Source organism: Sphingobium sp. EM0848, from assembly GCF_013375555.1.
Lineage (GTDB): Bacteria > Pseudomonadota > Alphaproteobacteria > Sphingomonadales > Sphingomonadaceae > Sphingobium.
The window spans coordinates 1,130,530-1,149,042 of record NZ_JABXWB010000005.1 but is presented as its reverse complement, the minus strand read 5'-3'; the positions used below and the strand labels follow the sequence as shown (position 1 = coordinate 1,149,042).

General features: G+C 59.5%; 16 protein-coding genes. 10 read left to right on the top strand and 6 right to left on the bottom strand.

Going from position 1 to position 18,513, the window contains the following annotated elements; all coding sequences use genetic code 11:
• Window positions 1-5: 5 nt before the first annotated feature.
• Complete coding sequence (locus HUK73_RS23335; protein WP_176594164.1) at window positions 6-1,607, bottom strand: carboxyl transferase domain-containing protein; 1,602 nt, start codon at window positions 1,605-1,607, stop codon at window positions 6-8.
• Entirely contained in the window at window positions 1,604-2,749 is a 1,146-nt protein-coding gene (locus HUK73_RS23330) for an isovaleryl-CoA dehydrogenase (protein WP_176594163.1), read from the bottom strand. Before HUK73_RS23330 ends, HUK73_RS23335 begins: the two co-directional genes overlap by 4 nt.
• Window positions 2,750-2,891: 142 nt before the next feature.
• Here HUK73_RS23330 and HUK73_RS23325 point away from each other — a divergent pair, with 142 nt between their 5' ends.
• A complete protein-coding gene (locus tag HUK73_RS23325) occupies window positions 2,892-3,806 on the top strand; it encodes a LysR family transcriptional regulator (RefSeq protein WP_176594162.1) in 915 nt (304 codons plus the stop codon).
• A gap of 62 nt (window positions 3,807-3,868) precedes the next feature.
• Here the strand turns inward: HUK73_RS23325 and HUK73_RS23320 are convergent, their stop codons facing one another.
• The gene (locus tag HUK73_RS23320; RefSeq protein WP_176594161.1) at window positions 3,869-4,450 is read right to left on the bottom strand and encodes a hypothetical protein; all 582 of its coding nucleotides are present in this window, start codon (window positions 4,448-4,450) and stop codon (window positions 3,869-3,871) included.
• An 11-nt stretch (window positions 4,451-4,461) separates the two neighbouring features.
• Between HUK73_RS23320 and HUK73_RS27000 the strand changes: the two genes are divergently transcribed.
• On the top strand, window positions 4,462-4,593 hold the full coding sequence (locus tag HUK73_RS27000; RefSeq protein WP_255326513.1) for a hypothetical protein: 132 nt from the start codon (window positions 4,462-4,464) through the stop codon (window positions 4,591-4,593).
• 320 nt (window positions 4,594-4,913) lie between these two features.
• Complete coding sequence (locus tag HUK73_RS23315) at window positions 4,914-5,390, top strand: UPF0158 family protein (RefSeq protein ID WP_176594160.1); 477 nt, start codon at window positions 4,914-4,916, stop codon at window positions 5,388-5,390.
• A 145-nt stretch (window positions 5,391-5,535) separates the two neighbouring features.
• Here the strand turns inward: HUK73_RS23315 and HUK73_RS23310 are convergent, their stop codons facing one another.
• Entirely contained in the window at window positions 5,536-5,757 is a 222-nt protein-coding gene (locus HUK73_RS23310) for a hypothetical protein (RefSeq protein ID WP_176594159.1), read from the bottom strand.
• Between HUK73_RS23310 and HUK73_RS23305 the strand changes: the two genes are divergently transcribed.
• Entirely contained in the window at window positions 5,749-5,979 is a 231-nt protein-coding gene (locus HUK73_RS23305; protein ID WP_176594158.1) for a hypothetical protein, read from the top strand. The two genes, HUK73_RS23310 and HUK73_RS23305, sit on opposite strands and share 9 nt — an antisense overlap.
• 342 nt (window positions 5,980-6,321) lie before the next feature.
• The gene (locus HUK73_RS23300) at window positions 6,322-7,353 is read left to right on the top strand and encodes an IS110 family transposase (protein WP_176592052.1); all 1,032 of its coding nucleotides are present in this window, start codon (window positions 6,322-6,324) and stop codon (window positions 7,351-7,353) included.
• Window positions 7,354-7,993: 640 nt separating this feature from the next.
• Here HUK73_RS23300 and HUK73_RS23295 read toward each other — a convergent pair.
• The gene (locus HUK73_RS23295) at window positions 7,994-10,855 is read right to left on the bottom strand and encodes a M10 family metallopeptidase C-terminal domain-containing protein (RefSeq protein WP_176594157.1); all 2,862 of its coding nucleotides are present in this window, start codon (window positions 10,853-10,855) and stop codon (window positions 7,994-7,996) included.
• A 734-nt stretch (window positions 10,856-11,589) separates the two neighbouring features.
• Here HUK73_RS23295 and HUK73_RS23290 point away from each other — a divergent pair.
• Complete coding sequence (locus HUK73_RS23290) at window positions 11,590-11,727, top strand: hypothetical protein (RefSeq protein WP_176594156.1); 138 nt, start codon at window positions 11,590-11,592, stop codon at window positions 11,725-11,727.
• Between the two features lie 28 nt (window positions 11,728-11,755).
• Here the strand turns inward: HUK73_RS23290 and HUK73_RS23285 are convergent, their stop codons facing one another.
• Entirely contained in the window at window positions 11,756-12,430 is a 675-nt protein-coding gene (locus tag HUK73_RS23285) for a response regulator transcription factor (RefSeq protein WP_176594155.1), read from the bottom strand.
• Window positions 12,431-12,714: 284 nt separating this feature from the next.
• Between HUK73_RS23285 and HUK73_RS23280 the strand changes: the two genes are divergently transcribed.
• The 4 genes from HUK73_RS23280 (at window position 12,715) to HUK73_RS23265 (ending at window position 18,386) form a co-directional block, all read left to right on the top strand.
• Complete coding sequence (locus HUK73_RS23280) at window positions 12,715-14,205, top strand: DUF1800 domain-containing protein (RefSeq protein ID WP_176594154.1); 1,491 nt, start codon at window positions 12,715-12,717, stop codon at window positions 14,203-14,205.
• Window positions 14,206-14,218: 13 nt separating this feature from the next.
• Window positions 14,219-15,439, top strand: a complete 1,221-nt coding sequence (locus HUK73_RS23275; protein WP_218036696.1) for a DUF1501 domain-containing protein — start codon at window positions 14,219-14,221, stop codon at window positions 15,437-15,439.
• 293 nt (window positions 15,440-15,732) lie between these two features.
• Complete coding sequence (locus HUK73_RS23270; RefSeq protein ID WP_176594153.1) at window positions 15,733-16,893, top strand: glycosyltransferase family 2 protein; 1,161 nt, start codon at window positions 15,733-15,735, stop codon at window positions 16,891-16,893.
• Complete coding sequence (locus HUK73_RS23265) at window positions 16,848-18,386, top strand: glycosyltransferase family 39 protein (RefSeq protein WP_176594152.1); 1,539 nt, start codon at window positions 16,848-16,850, stop codon at window positions 18,384-18,386. The genes HUK73_RS23270 and HUK73_RS23265 overlap by 46 nt, the downstream gene beginning before the upstream one ends.
• Window positions 18,387-18,513: the final 127 nt, after the last annotated feature.

Here is an 18,513-nt window from a genome sequence, read left to right as displayed (position 1 = left end):
TACGTTCACATCCTGAAAATACCGAACTGCGGGCGGTCGGCAACCGGCGCGTTCAGCGTGGCGGCGAAGGCAAGTCCCAGCACATCGCGGGTCTGCGCGGGATCGATGATGCCATCGTCCCACAGACGCGCCGTGGCATAATAGGGATTGCCCTCATGCTCATATTTCTCGCGGATCGGCGCCTTGAAGGCCTCGGCCTCTTCCGGCGTCCATTTCCTGGCGTCGCGGTGGACCGTCGCCAGCACCGAAGCCGCCTGCTCGCCGCCCATCACCGAGATACGGGCATTGGGCCAGGTGAAGAGGAAGCGCGGCTGATAGGCACGCCCACACATGCCATAATTGCCCGCGCCGAAGCTGCCGCCGATCAGTACGGTGATCTTGGGCACGCTTGCCGTCGCCACCGCCGTCACCAGCTTCGCGCCGTTCTTGGCGATACCCTCAGCTTCATATTTCCCGCCGACCATGAAGCCGGAGATATTCTGGAGGAAGAGCAGCGGAGTGCGCCGCTGGCAGGCCAGTTCGATGAAATGCGCGCCCTTGACCGCGCTTTCCGAGAACAGCACGCCATTATTGGCAAGGATCGCCACCGGCATCCCCCATATATGGGCGAAACCGCAAACCAGCGTCGTGCCGTAAAGCGCCTTGAACTCGTGAAACTCGGAGCCATCGACGATGCGGGCAATCACCTCGCGGACATCATAGGGCGCACGTACATCCTGCGGGATGATCCCGTAAAGCTCGGAAGCCTCGAACTTCGGCGGCACCGGCGTGCGGAGATTGAGGTCGGAATTGAGGTCCGGTTGCAGCGTCGAGACGATGTCGCGCACGATCGAGAGCGCATGCTCGTCATTCTCCGCGACATGGTCGACCACGCCGGACTTGCGACCATGCAGGTCGCCGCCGCCCAGATCCTCTGCGCTGATGACCTCGCCCGTCGCCGCCTGTACCAACGGCGGCCCAGCGAGGAAGATCGTGCCCTGATTGCGCACGATCACCGTCTCGTCCGACATGGCCGGCACATAGGCACCACCGGCGGTGCACGAACCCATCACGCATGCGATCTGGGGAATGCCGCGCGCACTCATGTTCGCCTGATTATAAAAGATGCGGCCGAAATGTTCGCGGTCAGGGAACACCTCCGCCTGATTGGGCAGGTTGGCTCCGCCGCTGTCGACCAGATAGACGCAGGGCAGCCGGTTCTCCAGCGCAATCTCCTGCGCGCGCAGATGCTTCTTGACGCTGACGGGATAATAGGTCCCGCCCTTCACCGTCGCGTCATTGCAGGCGATCATCACCTGCCGGCCGGAAACACGGCCGATGCCGGCGATGATGCCCGCACCCGGCACCTCATTATGATAGAGGCCGTTGGCGGCGAGCTGGCCAATCTCCAGGAAAGGCGAGCCGGGATCGAGCAACCGCTCGACGCGGTCGCGTGGCAGCAGCTTGCCGCGGGCCATGTGCTTGGCGCGCGCGCTTTCGGAACCACCCTGCGCGGCGTCCGCAACCTTGGCGCGCAGTTCCTCGACCAGCGCAGCATTGTGCGAGGCGTTGGCACGGAAGGTCTCGTTCTGGGGCGAGAGCTTGGTGTCGAGGACAGGCCCGCTCATGCCCCAATCAACTCCCGGCCGATCAGCATGCGGCGGATTTCGTTGGTGCCCGCCCCGATGTCGAGCAGTTTGGCGTCACGCATGTAGCGCTCCACCGGCCAGTCCTTGGTGTAACCCGCGCCGCCCAGCGCCTGCACCGCCTCCAGCGCCGTCTTCATGGCATTTTCCGACGCCAGCAGGATTGCGCCAGCGGCGTCGAAGCGCGTCGTCCTGCCCGCGTCGCACGCCTTGGCAACGGCATAAACATAGGCACGGGCAGAGTTCAGCGCGACATACATGTCCGCGATCTTCGCCTGCATCAGTTGGAAGGCGCCGATCGGCTTGCCGAACTGCCTGCGCTCCCGAACATAGGGCAGGACGACATCGAGACATGCCTGCATGATGCCAAGCTGGATGCCCGAAAGGACCGTCCGTTCATAGTCGAGGCCCGACATCAGCACCCCCGCCCCGCCATTGAGCGGACCCATGATATTCTCTTGCGGAACCTCGCAATCCTCGAACACCAGTTCGGCGGTGGGCGAACCGCGCATGCCGACCTTCGCGATCTTCTGGCCGATGGAAAAGCCCTTCATATCCTTTTCGATGAGGAAGGTGGTGATGCCCTTCGATCCCTCGCCGGTCTTGGCGTAGACGACCAGCGTGTCGGCATAGGTCGCGTTGGTGATCCAGAATTTCGTGCCGTTGAGGACGTAGCGATCGCCCTTCTTCTCGGCCTTGAGCTTCATCGACACGACGTCGGAACCCGCACCCGCCTCCGACATGGCGAGGGAGCCAACATGCTCGCCCGAAATCAGCTTGGGCAGATATTTCGCCTTCTGTTCCGCATTGCCCCAGCGACGGATCTGGTTGACGCAAAGATTGGAGTGCGCACCATAGCTGAGGCCAATGGACGCCGACGCACGGGCTACTTCCTCCTGCGCGACGACATGCTCCAGATAGCCAAGGCCCAGGCCCCCATCCTCTTCCGGCACGGTAATGCCGTGGAGGCCAAGGTCGCCCATCGCCGGCCACAATTCACGCGGGAACCAGTCCTTTTCGTCAATCTCCGCTGCCAGCGGCGCGATCTTGTCGGCGGAAAAGCGGGCCGCGCTCTCGCGGATCATGTCGGCATTGTCGCCAAGCGCAAAATCGAAATCGGTCATGAAGGGCTCTCCTGTCGGGAGACGTTCTAGCGTAGCACGACCCCAAGGAAAAATTGAACTTTCCCTAACAACGCCATTAACGGTATCTATGCACAAACCCGGCCCCGTAAACGACGCCGATGCCCAGACTACAGGAATTTCGATGCTGGACCGCTATCTTCTGCGCTATTTCCTCGCTGTCGTCGACCAGGGCAATTTCTCACGCGCGGCAAGCCATTGCAACGTCTCGCAGCCCACACTCTCCGTGGGCATCGCCAAACTGGAGCGCACGCTGGGTATCCAGCTATTCGTGCGGTCAAACCAGCGGGTGGAGTTGACGGCTGGCGGCACGCGGTTCCTGACCCATGCGCGACGGATAGAGCGGGAGTTCCATCTGGCCACGCAAATGATGAGCGTGACTGAAGCGCTTCCCTCGCTTCGACTGGGCATTCTGTCCAGCATTCCGGGTGACATCATTGCAACATCGATTGCGCGCACACGCCCTGAACGGCAACATCGGTTCGAACTTCTATTCGGAACCGAACGGGAATTGACCGGACATCTCGCCAAGGGGCGGATCGACATTGCGCTGACACTCGTCGGCCGTGGCGGCGAGCGTTTCCTCGAGCAGGCGATCTGTACCGAAGGCTATGCGCTGGCAATGGCGACCGATCATCCGCTTGCAGCCAACGCCGAGATCGGCGCCAGTCGGCTCGCCAATGAGGTCATGATCGTCCGGCGTCATTGCGAGGCGCTGTCAGATACGAGCCGTTTCTTCACGGAGCGCGGCGTCAGACCGCATTTCGCGCTACGATCGACCAACGATGAACGCGTCTTGCAAATGGTAGGTGCCGGACTGGGAATCACTGTCATGCCCCAATGTTACCGCGCGGACGGCGTGGCGCGCCCCAGACTGACAGGATTTGACCTGACCCGTACGTTGGGCTGGGCGGCGACGCAGGATACAGAACTAATGCTCCGCGAGCCACTGCCCCTGATGACGGAAATCGGCAAGCAATTGGCCGACAGGGGCCAAGAACGCATGAATTTCCGTAATATGTCCACAGAACAGCTATAGCCAAGCCTTGCGATAGGTCCCTATGATCGGTTAACCTTACGGCTCCCCACTCTTTATCTTGGCTACATCACAAACCAAGCCCTGAGCGATGTCTGTCTCTGTGGGTGTGAGGCTGAATATCTCCGCCAGGCTGTGACGGACATTGGCATCTGGACCGTGCATGCTGTCCTCTCGCATGTAGACCAGAACGACGCCTTGCTCATCCGGTCAAAATAGTTCGTCACGGTGGGCCGCCACCATGAAGCGACGTCGATTTCGAGCTTCTGTCCGAGATGAGCGACGAAGCGGCTCCCGGTGCGACCGGCGGGTATGGCTTGCATCGTTCGGGCAATCGACCAGCCGAACCAGGCGGCACGGACTTCCTCGGCCAGCGCACAGAAGGCGTCATAGTGGTCCCGCTCATGGGCATGTTCGGTCCAGCTGCGATCGATGCCGGCGTCGAACTTCATCCAATCCTCGGCCGCCGGCGTCCCGTTCTTATAGCCGGTGAGCCGGGAATCAGGCGCATTGGCACGCAGTTCGGTGGCAAGGTCGAGTGCGACGCGGAGATCGCTGGCGACATGGACGCGGAGCAGTTCGGCCTTCATCTCGCCCTGTTCATCAGCCAGACGCTGGCTGATGCGCGGTTGATCGGCATCTGTCACGCCTCGCCCTTATGACATGGCGGAACGGCCCGGTCTGGTCAGTCCGTCCGACCAAAGGCGCCATGAACGCGCTCATCGAGGCGCGCGAAGCGATGCTCACCACGATGATCGGCGACATGCCCGATACGCACCGGCATTTTTGATCGCATTCAAACAGGGCTCACCGGATTGGTCGTAACTGGACGTGCCCAACGCTTCGACGCTGCCAGCAGTGAACTGGAAGATGCACAATCTCGGAGAACTCTCCCTCGAACGGCGCAACGCCCTCGTAGATAGCCTGCGAATCGTGTTGTTTCCCGAGTGAATGCCGTCCACGGCATGCCGAAGAAGGGTGAAATTGGCGCCGCCCGCAGCTCCATACAGCTTGTACCTCAAGCTTGCCTAAGCTGGCTTTGTTCTCCATGATGCGTCACCATTTCCCGGAGAGAAAATGGTCCCGGTCTTTGATAGGCGAGTCGTGCGCATGACACCGGAAGATCGTCAGACAGTGCCCATTCTGTTGAGGGACCTCGTCGACGCACTCGAGTTTGTCTGCGCTTCCCAATATGACGAACATCAGGCCTATATTTGCAGGCAATCGGGTCGCATTCTCTTTCTGGCCGACAGCGTCGATATGGACGATGCTGAGGAGCTGCCTGACGATCCGGAGGCAGCAGGCTATATCCTGGTGCCCCATCGCCGCGATCTCGATCTTGGGAAAAAGCTGGCGCTCGCATTCGTCGCCGAGGAACTGCCAGAAGCAGGGGCTGAGGCACGGGACATCTTCACCCGGAGAGGGGCCTACAGGCGTTTCAAACATCTGCTTGAGGCGAAGGGAGCGCTTGAAAGATGGTATGCCTATGAGGAGCGCGCGGTCGAGGCAGCTATGTGCCGATGGTGCGACGATGTTGGCTTGGCCTGGACGCGCGACCCCCATCCAGATGCGAGAGGCAGGAGTTGAGCGGAGAATGACGCCGCACATATCATGCGACAAATGCCATAGCGGCGTTCCAGAATTCGAGATAACGCACTTCGGGAGCCTTGAGACAGGATACCGGGATCTTTGCAGCCGCTGCTATAACGAGGAGATCGCCCGCCGGAGCGGGTTAACGTTCACCCATATCGCCTTCCTGCCAATGGAATTGCCCGATGCGAACCGGGCCACGCATCGGTTCCATTTTGTGCTGCGGCTCCTCGGCACGAGGCTGTCGCTTGAGGCTGTCGAGGTCAAAGCCGGAGAACGGGAAGGCTACGAATTCCAGGTGCATGGCGCTGCGAACGCGGATCCGTTTGATCTCATGACGCGCCTGCTCGAACAGATGCGGCATGATCTTGCCACGACCTATCTGGTCGAAGGCGATTTGGGGTTGGCCATTTCGGGAACGACAGTTCGAGGCCAACTCACCTGCGACCCTGAATCCGCCGATTATATGCCGCTGCTGGTCATCGATGGGCGGGAGGTGAGTTGGGAGCAATTTGGTCGCATGCTCATGACCTTCGAGGGGTGGCGGATCCATCTCGAAATCCAGGACCCGAGCGAGGAAGTCTGAGGGCGTAGGCGAGGACGCGTACATCATCGCACAGAACGAAAATTCTGCGGGTTTTGGTCTCATGATTGGCGCGCCCGGCGCCTTGGCCAATAGTCGAGCGAAGCAGAATGGACTTCCTGCGGTCGATAAAGCATCCTTCCATAAATTATAATTTGTGCCTAGAGCCCCGAGCCTAAAATCTGATAAAATCTGAATCGAGGGATTGAACGAACATGACGTAATCGCGGGAGCACCGGCCGCGGGCCAGGAGCACGAGATTACTGGAAGGTTGGTTGCCCCCCGATAAGATGAAGAACGGGCTCACGATTTTGGACCGGGCCCAGCATCAGACGGAGGACAACCGTGGATCAGTATATCGGACTCGACGTTTCTCTAAAAGACACTTCGCTATCGGTTCGTCAGGATGGCAAGCGCGTTTGGCGCGGCAAGTGTGCCTCCGATCCCAAACTGCTTGCCGAAGTGATCCGCAAACGCGCGCCGAATGCAAAGCGCGTGGTATTTGAGACCGGACCGTTGTCGGTTTGGTTTTACCATGCGCTTACTGCGGAGGGTTTGCCCGCGATCTGTATAGACGCGCGCCATGCAAAGGCCGCCCTCGATATGGCTGCCAACAAGACCGATGCAAACGACGCCGACGGTCTGGCTCATTTGGCTGAGGTGGGCTTTTATCGGGAGGTGCGCGTCAAAGGCTTTGACAGCATGTTGATGAGGACGCTGATCAGCGCCCGACGCCAACTGATGAAGATGCGGGTACAGATGTCGAACCAGATACGCGGGCTGATGAAGACATTCGGGCTTGTCATACCCAAAGGCACCGGCAGCGTTTTTGAGCGCAACGTCGTTACGCTTCTGGAAGGCGAAGACAATCTGTCGCGCATCATCCTACCGCTGCTTAAGGCCTGGAGCGATATTCGGCTTCGGGTGGCGGAGTTGACCAAGCAGCTGGTTGCGATGGCTGGCACGGATCCACGCTGCCGTCTGCTCACCTCGGTGCCTGGCGTGGGCACGGTCACCGCTACCGCCTTTGCAGCAGCAGTGGAGGATTCGATCAACTTCAAGAACTCCCGCGCTGTCGGGGCGTGGGTCGGGCTCACCCCAAAGCGATATCAATCGGGGGAAGTTGATTATGAAGGCCACATCTCGCGCCGTGGCGACCCTAAGTTACGGACGCTGTTGTACGAGGCGGCCGCGGTCATATTGAACAGATCAACGGAGACGAACACGTTACGCACTTGGGCGCTGGCGTTAAAAGAGCGGCTTGGTTTCAAGCGAGCGGCTGTAGCTCTTGCCCGCAAATTAGCGGTGATCATGCACGCGATGCTGAAGACGGGCGAACTGTTCGATCCAAACGCCGGGACCACCGTATCAGTCTGACCCAATAAACCAACGCCATTAACAGAACACTCATCGTTTCACTGATAACGCCCTTTCAGGGCGTGCCGAGCCGTCCCTGCCGGGACGCGGCCGAGATCATTCCGCGAAGCGGGAAGCAACTGTCCTCATAAGCAGATTGCGTCACGAACATAGGAAGATCTTGCCTACGGAACCCATCCTGCGGCGATCAACTTGCATCGACCGCGTAGACGACCCTGTACCCGGCATACGCATGGCAACAGTTATGAACGAATGATTTTGCTGGCTTGACAGAGGGGCGATTAGACGACTCGCTGACGCTCGACTGGCGCCTTGGGGCTGGCGGGAATGCCCCCTAGTGGGAGGATTTGGTTACTGAAGCCCAACCCCTCACCAGGAGTTCACCCCCATGACAGAAGTCACAGTACCGGTCAGCCAGCTGCGCCGTCGCATGATCGACGACATGAGCTTGCGCAACCTGCCCCCTGTATCTCGTTGAGGCCCGTCAAGCTGTAAGCTGCGGATGGGCCAGCCTACCGGGAGCTACCATTCGCACGCAGTGACCAAGTTCAGTCGCTATTTCGGGCGGTCGCCGGATCGCCTGAGGCTTGAAGATGCCCGGTTGGTTAACAAGCGAGCGCACCGCAGAGCACGCCCGCCGCTAAAGCACAAAATCATGCGTTGTCAGCGCGTGAATACCCAGCAGTTCGATGCGAAATTCCGTTGTCAGCGGATTGCCGTCCGTATTACCCTCGACGAACGTATTGGTACCGTCATTATAGACATGCAGTTGTCCAGCGGCGCTAAAACTTGCTCCGCCGATGAAAGTGAACGCCTGAGTTCCGGGCAATGTCGAATTGGCATCGATAGCGGACAGATCGATCTTGTCGGTGCCGTCCTGGAAATTGGTGATCGTGTCCATCGCAAGGGGCGTGCTGTCGCTTACTGAGTTGAAGATGAACGTATCTGCCCCGGCAGTACCCGTCAGAATTTCGCCGCTGCCGCTGGCGGTAATCAAATTCGACGCAGCCCCGCTATGCGCCCCATGCTGATGTTGATAATGCACCCCCACATTGTGCAGCCCGTCGGCGCCAAGATCCAGAGTCCAGACATCACCGACCTGACTGATGACCTTTGCGCCGGACACAACAACCTTGTCGGTTCCAGGCGTGGCGATATCGACCACAACATCCCCAGAGCCCTGCACGGAAAAGCTGAGATTATGGCCATCGCCCGTCAGGCTCATCAACACAGACCGCATCGGCAATTGAGTGATATGGGTCACATCGTCGGGCGCGACACCCATGGTGATAGTGAATTTTCCGCCATTCTGGGGCATGAAAACCTTGCTGTTGTCATAGGCATACCAGCCGCTCACATTCTGGATCACCAGCGATCCCTGCCGGTCGACATCGAGCGAAAGATTGCCCAGATTGCTGCCGGTGACGGTGGCGGTGATGACGTTGCCGTTGACCGTTTGCGTCACATTCGCCGCGTTCAATGCCTCCATCCGATGGGCCAGATCGTCCATCGCGACGAATTCCATGTTATCCGCTGCGGCCCGCGCAATCCATTGCGTGTACATGTCGGTCGTATAGGGGCTGGCCGCGCCCGTGCCGCTCGTATCCCATGCCGCCGCGCCATAGTCGTGGAAAGGCCATACGATCACCGGCGTATCCGCATTGGCGATGATCTTGTTATATTCCGCCGCCCATTCGGCCTCCGCCTGAGCGACCGTCAAGTGCTGGAATTCGATCAGCGTGAAATCGAAGACGGTATTGGGGGCAAAGTAGATTTTGCTCTGGTCGCTCGGCGTCAGATAGCCGAACGCATTGGGATAGCCCGCCCCCTGCCCTGCATAGCCGCCCGTCAGATAGGTGGCGGCATATTGCATGATGGCTTCGGACGTGGCCAATGTTTCCGGCATACCCGGAACCGCAATGCCCTGAATCGGAGGAACGCCGACGGTCGCGAGTTCCTGATTCAGCAATGTTGTGCTTTGACCGAATTCGAACTGAAGCTGGGCAGCCGTCAGCGTGTTGGTGTTTTCAGGATGGGTATAGCTATGATTGCCGATCTCACTGCCAAGCGCAGTAATCGCCTGATAATAGGGTAGGGACACTTTCCAATTGGTTGTCTGGTCGGGCGGGTTATTGCCGATATTGACGAAGAAGCTGCCGACGAAATCATATTGGTTCTTCCACTGGGTCAGGATCGGCAGCAGCTTGTCGTAAATGCCGGGCTGACCATTGCCGGGGCTGACATCGCTGGTTTCCTGGCTCTGGTCCATGTCGACGCGGGCGGCGACGATACCCGTATCGCGCGACAGGTGCAGGCCGACAGACATGCCGGTGCCGTTAACGGCATAATCGATCGCCTTTTGCAGCATATTGGCGTCCGCCATGACGCCATCGCTGGAAAAGAGGACGTTGCGCGCACCGGTCTGCGTCGCCAGTGCAGCAGCATAGCTGGTCGTGCCATTAATGGTTTCGGTGGCGATCTGCTGTCCGGTGCCACTGACACTCGCAAAAGCGTTCCAGCCGACATTGGTGTAATTGTTGACCACCTGCCCGTTGGTATAACCTGTAAGGACAGTCTGAGTGGGGTCCGTCGCCGTGATCGTCACATTGCCGGTGCCGCCGGTCACGCGCGTGGCATCGAACAGCGTCTTCATCTGGAGATAGGGATCGCCCGGCAATGGATTATTATTGGCGTCGTCCGTCATGAACTCGCTCGAGGCGATCAGGCTGACGCCGAACAGCTTGCTGGCCTCTTGCAAGGTGTGAGAGATCGCCTCCACCTGGGACGCCTGCACATTGCGGAAATCCGGAAAGACCAGCGCCTTGTACTGAGACAGTTTGCTGAGGTTGGTGAGGTCGGATTCCGTCAATATGTCATAAGCGACCCCCGCCTGTTGTGCCTGCTCCTGCGCCGACATGAAGAGCTGGGAATAAGCGGTCGTGCTGAAGTAATTGGCAGCGGTCGTCGCCGAATAGACGATACCGATACGCTCGTTCGGGGTGGATGGAGCCGTGCTCTGGTTGAAAACGGCGAATTCCTGCCCGGAAAAATAATTGGTCGGCAGATAAGCCTGATTGTTGAAATCATAGGCAGTGTACATCACCTGAGGACTGCCGACGAGCGAGGCAGGCAGGCGAAATTCCACTGTCGTCTTGTCTGCCGACCAGGCCTCCTGCAGATTGGCCTGGACCAGGGTCGGTGTCGTACTCCCCGCTACATATTGATAAAGGCTGAGTTGGCCACTGGCGTCGACGGCGATACTATATTCCGCGCCGATCGTGGATCCGAAGACCTGATAGCCGGTTGCCGCCTTCCCGTCGGTGTTCAGCCAGATGGTCGTTCCCGTGCCGATCGCCACAGGGGCGCTCAAGGCGAAGACGAAATCGCCATTATTGACTGTCGAATAGACCTGATAGCCTGGAACACTGTTATCATCCACCCTGTCGGTGCTGAGCCAGTCGTTAAGAGAGCCATCCAATGTAATGCTGTGTCCAAGATACATGGCACTTCCCCAGACTTATATACATCAATCTCCATTTCATAAATTTGCGACCACGAATTGATTTTATAAAATATGAGAAATGATCGGTCCGGCCGTTATTATAGTACAATTCAGCAATATGATAATTATCGAATTATAAAAATCTGATCGCACAAGAAGATTTTCTTGCACGAGATTAGAACAGTCAAATGAACGGTCGAACTGAAGGCTATGGAAGCAGATCGTTTTGCCTCGAAACTCGCCCCACCTTGAGGGAGATGGCAAGAAACTCCCATTAAACCGCCCACCTCCAACGGGACGACTCATATTCTGACTCAAATTTCAACGCCAAAATCCATGACTAATTTTGCCAGTGCCCTGTGCATAGTGTCAACTATAACTGCCAATTTTCACGAAAATCTCTTTCGATTATCCTTACAAATTGTAATATTAATCTCGAAAGAAGATAGGTATATTTTTAGAAATATATCTCTCATTATAGAGAAACAGCCTCATTGCCGGAAATCAATTTCATTCCATTCTGGCGTCAACATTATTCGCCCAACAGCCACACAGAGCCGGAAACGGGGTGTCGGGGTCTGTAAGTCGTTCTGACTCTGCCTGCTCCCAACTGCCACCAAACAGATCAAGCCTATAGCCAATGCTGATCTGCCCGATTTACAGGCCATAATCGAACATCATTTCGTTCGGCGTCAACTCGGCAATAACCCCGATCGCCATTTCGGCAAACTCAAGTGGAACTGCCCACGCAGCATTTCCCGCTCGACGGCGGCCAAGCTGTTCTGCAACACGGACCGGGCAAGCAGCGGCAACAGCAGGCAGACCGCGAGGATGGTCAGCATTCCGACCAGCAGGATGCGTGTGAGCAGTGAGCCGGCGACCTTTCGAACTGTTCACAGATCATGAGCAGGGCCGCAGCACATAGCCCAAACCACGCAGCGTAACGATTTCCGCGCGACTGCCCGCAGCTTCCAGCTTGTGCCGCAGACGGTGGATATAAACTTCGATGGCGTTCGATCCGAGCGGCTCGCCGGCGCTTAACAGCTGATCTTCGGCAAGGCGTTTCGTCACCACCAGCCCCACCCGGCGTAACAGGAGGCGGAGCAAACATGTTTCGCGTTGCGACAGAATGACGATCCCACCATCAATTCTGAGGACCAGATTCTCGATATCGAAGACAAGATTGGCGCAAATAATCTCACGCTCTTGATAGGCGCCGTTGCGGCGCAGCACCGCCCGAAGCCGCGCGGCCAGTTCGTCCGGTGAGAAGGGCTTGGCGAGATAATCATCGGCGCCCGCATCTAGGCCGGCGATGCGCGAAGCAATCTCACCCCGGGCAGTAAGGACGATCACGGACAGCGTATCTCGCTGCGCGCGGAGCGATTGCAACAGCTCGATGCCATCGCCATCGGGCAAACCGCGATCAAGTATCAACGCCGCATACCGGCTAGTAGCCAGCATCAATGCGGCATCCTCGAGGCTCCCCGCGCGTTCCAGTGCGAAGCCGCGCAGGCTGAAATGATCGATCAAGGCCGCAGCGAGGGCATCGTCATCCTCGACGAGTAATATGCGCATCGGCCACAACCCTCATCACACCGTCAGGCAGTACCGATTTATAAATTGACCCAAGGAGAAACAAAAGACCGGAGCTTCAAATGGATCAAACCGCAATCGATGGATGAAATCGCCTGGGAGCGGCCGATTGCGCCCGCGCACTTTCGATGTCAAGCCCGTCTCCAAATTGTAAGGTGCAGGCGATAGCCGTTCACTAACGGGTAATTTCGATCGGATTATCCTGCGTCCTTCAGCATCCATTGAGGTTCGGCATGCGGCATATCAGCGCAAGATACTGTAGCCTGATGCTCGTCCCCCTGATCCTTGGGGGCACCGTCGCCAGCGCCAACGGCAGCGATGTCGCCAGGCCGGAGATCGACCAGGAACAGATCGCGGCTGCGAACCGGGCCAGCTGGGGGATCAACATGGCGTCGCTCGACGCCAGCCACCCGGACGAGGAACCATCCGCTGCCGAGGCGGACCGGATGCTGCCTGCCGCCGCTGCCGAACAGATGGCGGCCATGCGCATCACTCGCGAGCCGCTGACGCAGTTGGCCATCGAGATGAACGCGCAGCAAAAAGCCGCTAACGCCCTGACCGATCCGACCCAGAAACAGGCAGCGCGACAGGCCTGGCAGCAGGCGATGAACGACCTTGCCCACGAATCTGCGACCCGGTCCATCCTGCGCGATCTCTATTCGCCCGCCCAGCTTCGTGAGCAGATGACATGGTTCTGGTTCAACCATTTCAACGTTCATGCCAGCAAGCGCGACATCCGCGCCATGGTCGGCGATTATGAGGACCATATCCGCTCCCATGCGCTCGGCCGGTTCCGTGACCTGCTGGAAACGACGCTGCGGCACCCGGCGATGCTGCGCTATCTCGATAATGACCAGAATGCTGTGGGCCACATCAACGAAAATTATGCGCGGGAGATCATGGAGTTGCACTCCATGGGCGTAGGTTCAGGCTATACGCAGAAGGATGTGCAGGAACTGGCGCGTATCCTGACCGGCGTGGGTGTCAGCCTCAACCCCGATCCGCCACGGCTGAAACCCGTCCTGCAACCATTGCTCATTCGCGAAGGACTGTTCGAATTCAATCCGAACCGCCATGATTTCGGCCCGAAGCAGTTTCTGGGCCACGCTATCGAAGGCAGCGGCTTTCATGAGGTGGAACAGGCGCTGGACCTGATCGCCGCCTCCCCCGCGACCGCCCACCATGTCTCCAGCCAGATCGCCATCTATTTCATGGGAGATAATCCGCCACCACCGCTGGTGGACCGCATGGCCACGGCCTGGCGCAGCAGCGACGGCGACATCTCCACCGTGCTGCGCACGCTGTTCCAGTCGCACGAATATCGGGCTTCGCTGGGCCAGACCTTCAAGGATCCGGTCCACTATGTGATTTCCGCCGTGCGCTATGCCTATGACGGGCGCGTGATCCTGAACGCCGATCCGATGATCAACTGGCTCAACCGCATGGGCGAAGGCCTCTATAATCACGAAACGCCCGACGGCTATCCGATGAGTGCCAGCGCCTGGACCGGGCCGGGCCAGATGGAAACGCGCTTCGAGATCGCCCGCACCATCGGCAACGGCGCGGCGGGGCTGTTCCGCCCGCGCGGTCCGGGGACGGCCGACCGGCCCGCCTTCCCTCAATTGCAGAATGCGCTCTATTATGACGGACTGGCCCAGACGCTGTCCCCCGCCACGCGCACGGTACTCGATCAGGCGAACAGCCCGCAGCAATGGAACATGCTGTTCCTCGCCTCCCCCGATTTCATGCGCCGCTGAAAAGGGCATAGTCATGCACCCCATCGACCGCCGACAGATGTTGAAATCCGCCGCCGTGGCGGCTCCGTTGCTACTCGCCGGGCGCGCCTTTGCCGCCCCCGCGGCGGCGGGCAACCGGCTGCTGCTAGTGTTCCTGCGGGGCGCTTACGACGCCATCAACATCGTCGCTCCGACCTCCAGCGATTTCTATCATCAGTCCCGCCCCAATATCGGCCTTGGCAAGCCGGACCCGGCCAATCCGGATGCGCCCATCCCTCTCGATGCCGACTGGAGCCTGCATCCAGCGCTCAAGGACAGTATCCTGCCGCTCTGGAGGGCAAGGCAGGTCGCCTTCATACCTTTTGCGGGAACCGACGACATGAGCCGCAGCCATTTCGAAACGCAGGACAGCATCGAACTGGGCCAGCCCATTGGCGGGCATCGCGACTATGGGTCAGGCTTCATGGGCCGCCTGGCAGCCGCGCTGGGCCATGACGCGCCCATCGCCTTTACCCAGCAATTGCCGCTATGCTTCCGTGGCGGTCCGGTGGTGCCGAACATCGCGCTCTCCAACGCCAGCGGCAAGCCGCCGCTCGACCCGCAGGAAACCGGCCTCATCACCGCCATGTACAAGGGCCAACGCATCGGCGGCGTTGATCTGGAAAAGGCGGTGACGGAAGGTTTCGCGGTGCGCGAAACCGTGTTCAAATCCATTCAGGATGAAATGACGCAGGCCAGCCGGGGCGCGGTGACACCCAAGGGCTTCGAGCTCTCCGCGCGGCGCATCGGCCATCTGATGCGCGACCAGTTCAACCTCGCCTTTGTCGATGTCGGCGGCTGGGACACCCATGTCAATCAAGGTGGCGCTCAGGGCTATCTCGCGAACCGGATCGGCGAGTTGGGTCGCGCTCTGGCGGGTTTTGCCGATGAGATCGGACCAGAAGCCTGGCGCAGCACGACTGTCGTGGTGATTTCCGAATTCGGCCGCACCTTCCGGGAAAATGGTAACCGGGGCACCGACCATGGACATGGCAGCGTCTATTGGGTGCTGGGCGGCAATGTGCAGGGCGGACGCGTCGCCGGACCACAGGTCAGGCTGGCGCCCGACATGCTGAACCAGGCGCGCGATCTACCCGTGCTGACCGATTATCGCGCGCTGATCGGCGGCATTGTCGCACGGCAATTCGCGCTGTCGCCCAACCGGTTGCAAACTGTGTTTCCCGCAGTGCCGGCGGCCAATCTGGGTCTCGTCTGAAAAATATCCGGCAAGGGCGGCGGCCCTGCCGCGGCAGGGCCTACTCTTCAGTCAGGTGAGGCAGCGCCGTTGCCGCCGCTCCAGGACAGTCAGACGGCGGGGGTTTTCGCCGTAACCCACGGAAGGCGAGATTTACCGCCAATATCAGGTGGCAGGATGCGGGATGACCGCATGGATGCAGTCGTCGGACGACTACCCTTCCGTGCCAATATTTCCACAGCCGGCGTGACGGGACCTATGCCTTGGCGGCGTCACAGCGGGCACGAACCATCCTCTTCGTTCCAGGAGCAACGATGCCTTCTGCCGCTTCGTTCATTGACAGGTCGCTAGCCAGAAAATTTCTGCCCGATCCTGTCGCCCGACCGGAATTCGCCGTGGTCATCCCCACGCTGAACGAGGCCCCCAACATACCGGTCATCATCGCGGCACTGGACCGCACGTTGGCGCAATTCGACTATGAACTGATTTTTGTCGACGACTGGTCCAGCGATGGAACCCGCGAAACCATCGCCCGCGAGGCGGAGGCCCGGGCCGATACCGGACCCACGATCCGCGTCCTGTCGCGCTATGGGCGCAAGGGCCTGTCGTCAGCCGTGATCGAAGGCGCCCTGTCAACGTTCGCACCCATGATCGTGGTGATGGACGCAGACATGCAGCATGACGAACGGCTGCTGCCCGACATGGTGCACGCCCTGCTGTCCGATCAGGCCGATATCGTCATCGGCTCACGCTATTGCGCCAATGGATCCACCGGAGACTGGAATATCGATCGGCAGCGCGCCAGCCGCTTTGCGACCGGCATCGCCAACCAGCTGCTCGATATCCCGATCAGCGATCCGATGAGCGGCTTTTTCGCGTTCCGGCGTCGTCATCTGGAACAGATGGTGCCGCGGCTGTCGCAGCTTGGGTTCAAGGTGCTGCTGGACATATTGCTGTCGAGCGATCGCGGCACCCGCGTGATCGAACTGCCCTATCATTTCCGCAACCGGAATGCGGGCGAGAGTAAGCTCGGCTTCCGGGTGCTGTTCGATTTTCTGCTGATGGTCGTCAACAAGCGGCTGGAGCGGTTGTTGCCGCCGCGCCTGCTTCTGTTCGGGCTGGTCGGCCTGTTGGGGCTGGCGGTGCATCTGGCCACCCTGTCGGCTGGATTGTCGATACTGAAACTGCCGTTCGGCGCGGCGCAGACTCTGGCGGTCGGCGTAGCCATCGGTTTCAATTTCCTGCTGAACAACGCCATCACCTATCGTGACCGGCGCCTCAAGGGATGGCGCATGATACAGGGCATGGCGTCCTTCTACGCCATATGCGGCCTGGGGGCGCTGGCCAATGTGGGAGTCGGAATGCTGGCCTTCGCCGAACGGCCAAACTGGTGGCTCGCCGGGATAGCGGGGGCGGTCGTCGGAGCGGCATGGAATTTTCTGGCATCCCGCTGGCTGACATGGCGGGACAAATAAACCCGACGCTGCCCCTTTCGCACGGGCGGTCGTCTTTTCCATCCTCGCTGGCACGGCTGTCGCCACTGCTGCTGCTGCTTGGCTGCGTGGCAATTGCGGCGCGGATAGCCTCTTGCGGCAATCCGCTGATCCAGGTCGACGAGCAATTCTATCTGCTCGTCGCGCGCGCCATGGTCCAAGGCCAGCATCTTTATGTCGATATCTGGGATCGCAAGCCGATCGGCCTGTTCCTGCTCTATTGGCCGGCCGCCCTGCTCCCTGCGCAAGCCGCCATTATAGCCTATCAGGCGATGGCGACCGCTTTCGTCATCGGAACCGCGCTGGCGATCCGCCAGATCGCGCGGCAGGCTGGCTGGACCAGCGGCGCCACGGCAGCGGCGATATTCTACATCCTCTGGTTGAATGTGGCCGACGGGCAAGGCGGCCAATCGCCGGTCTTCTACAATCTGCTGATGGCAGGCGCGGTACTGGCGATCCTGCGCACCATCCGGGCCAGTCCCGGCAACCGGCAACGGCGGAACGCCGGGCTGGGCGCCATGGCGCTGGTCGGCGTCGCAATCCAGATCAAATATAATGTCCTGTTCGAAGGCATGCTGTTTGGCCTGTGGCTTTGTTACGAGGAATGGCGCGCCCATCGCCGGCTGAAACCCGTCATTGGCCTTGGCCTGTCGCTGATCGGCATTGCTCTGGCTCCCACCATCGCCGCCGGGCTCTATTATCTGGCCATCGGCCATTTTCCCGAGTTTTTCTTCGCCAATTTCGTGTCGATCTTCCATCGCAGCGGGTCCGTGCCAGATCTTGGCCACAATGCGATCATACTCACGCTGATCCTCGCGCCGGGCATCGCTCTGGCGTTCTGGCCAGTCCCGCGCGACACATCGTCAGCATCCGCCGATCGGCAGGTACGAACCGCCCTTTTCCTCCGGCTCTGGCTGATCGTCGCGGTTATGGCGGTCGTTCTGTTCGGGACGTATTTCGAGCATTATGGCCTTCCCGTCATGCTTCCCGCAGCCTGTTGCTCAGCCCGTTTTCTGGGATCGTACAGGCGCATCGGCGCCTCCTTCCTGATCCTGCTCGCCATCGGGGGGCAGTTCGTCATTTACCAGAATGACCGACGTTTCGGAACCGGCCGCACGCTGCAACCCATTGTCGACACCATCGGCAAGGGATCAGGCCGACTTTATGTCTATTCCGGTCCGCCAGCGCTCTATCTGCTGACCGGCCGGCCACCGGCTTCACCCTGGGCCTTTCCCGATCACCTCATGCGGATCACCGAAGCGCAAGCGGTTGGCGTTGACACAGCAAAGGAAGTGGATCGCATCCTTGCCTCCCGCCCGGAATGGATCGTGACGATGCCGCTAAAAAATGGCGAAAGCCTGCCGATTCGGGCCAAGATCTATCGGGCCGTTGATCGCGATTATCATGCCGTGGGCGACTTTCCCCTTGGACGGCGGCCGCTCACCCTGTTCCGTCGCAACGGAGCAAACGGCTAAGGTTCATGCCAGCTCTGGGCAGCAAACGCCGAACCATGGAGCCAGGCAGCTTTCACATCATGGTGATATCGCCTGATCCTCGCCTGCAAAGCCAGAGCGATTTCCAGTCAGATGGCATCATCTGGCG

Coding starts and splice junctions, on each gene's coding strand:
- HUK73_RS23335 (WP_176594164.1), bottom strand. CDS start 1,607: ATGAGCGGGCCTGTCCTCGACACCAAGCTCTCGCCCCAGAACGAGACC.
- HUK73_RS23330 (WP_176594163.1), bottom strand. CDS start 2,749: ATGACCGATTTCGATTTTGCGCTTGGCGACAATGCCGACATGATCCGC.
- HUK73_RS23325 (WP_176594162.1), top strand. CDS start 2,892: ATGCTGGACCGCTATCTTCTGCGCTATTTCCTCGCTGTCGTCGACCAG.
- HUK73_RS27000 (WP_255326513.1), top strand. CDS start 4,462: ATGACATGGCGGAACGGCCCGGTCTGGTCAGTCCGTCCGACCAAAGGC.
- HUK73_RS23315 (WP_176594160.1), top strand. CDS start 4,914: ATGACACCGGAAGATCGTCAGACAGTGCCCATTCTGTTGAGGGACCTC.
- HUK73_RS23305 (WP_176594158.1), top strand. CDS start 5,749: ATGCGGCATGATCTTGCCACGACCTATCTGGTCGAAGGCGATTTGGGG.
- HUK73_RS23310 (WP_176594159.1), bottom strand. CDS start 5,757: ATGCCGCATCTGTTCGAGCAGGCGCGTCATGAGATCAAACGGATCCGC.
- HUK73_RS23295 (WP_176594157.1), bottom strand. CDS start 10,855: ATGTATCTTGGACACAGCATTACATTGGATGGCTCTCTTAACGACTGG.
- HUK73_RS23285 (WP_176594155.1), bottom strand. CDS start 12,430: ATGCGCATATTACTCGTCGAGGATGACGATGCCCTCGCTGCGGCCTTG.
- HUK73_RS23280 (WP_176594154.1), top strand. CDS start 12,715: ATGCTCGTCCCCCTGATCCTTGGGGGCACCGTCGCCAGCGCCAACGGC.
- HUK73_RS23275 (WP_218036696.1), top strand. CDS start 14,219: ATGCACCCCATCGACCGCCGACAGATGTTGAAATCCGCCGCCGTGGCG.
- HUK73_RS23270 (WP_176594153.1), top strand. CDS start 15,733: ATGCCTTCTGCCGCTTCGTTCATTGACAGGTCGCTAGCCAGAAAATTT.
- HUK73_RS23265 (WP_176594152.1), top strand. CDS start 16,848: ATGGAATTTTCTGGCATCCCGCTGGCTGACATGGCGGGACAAATAAAC.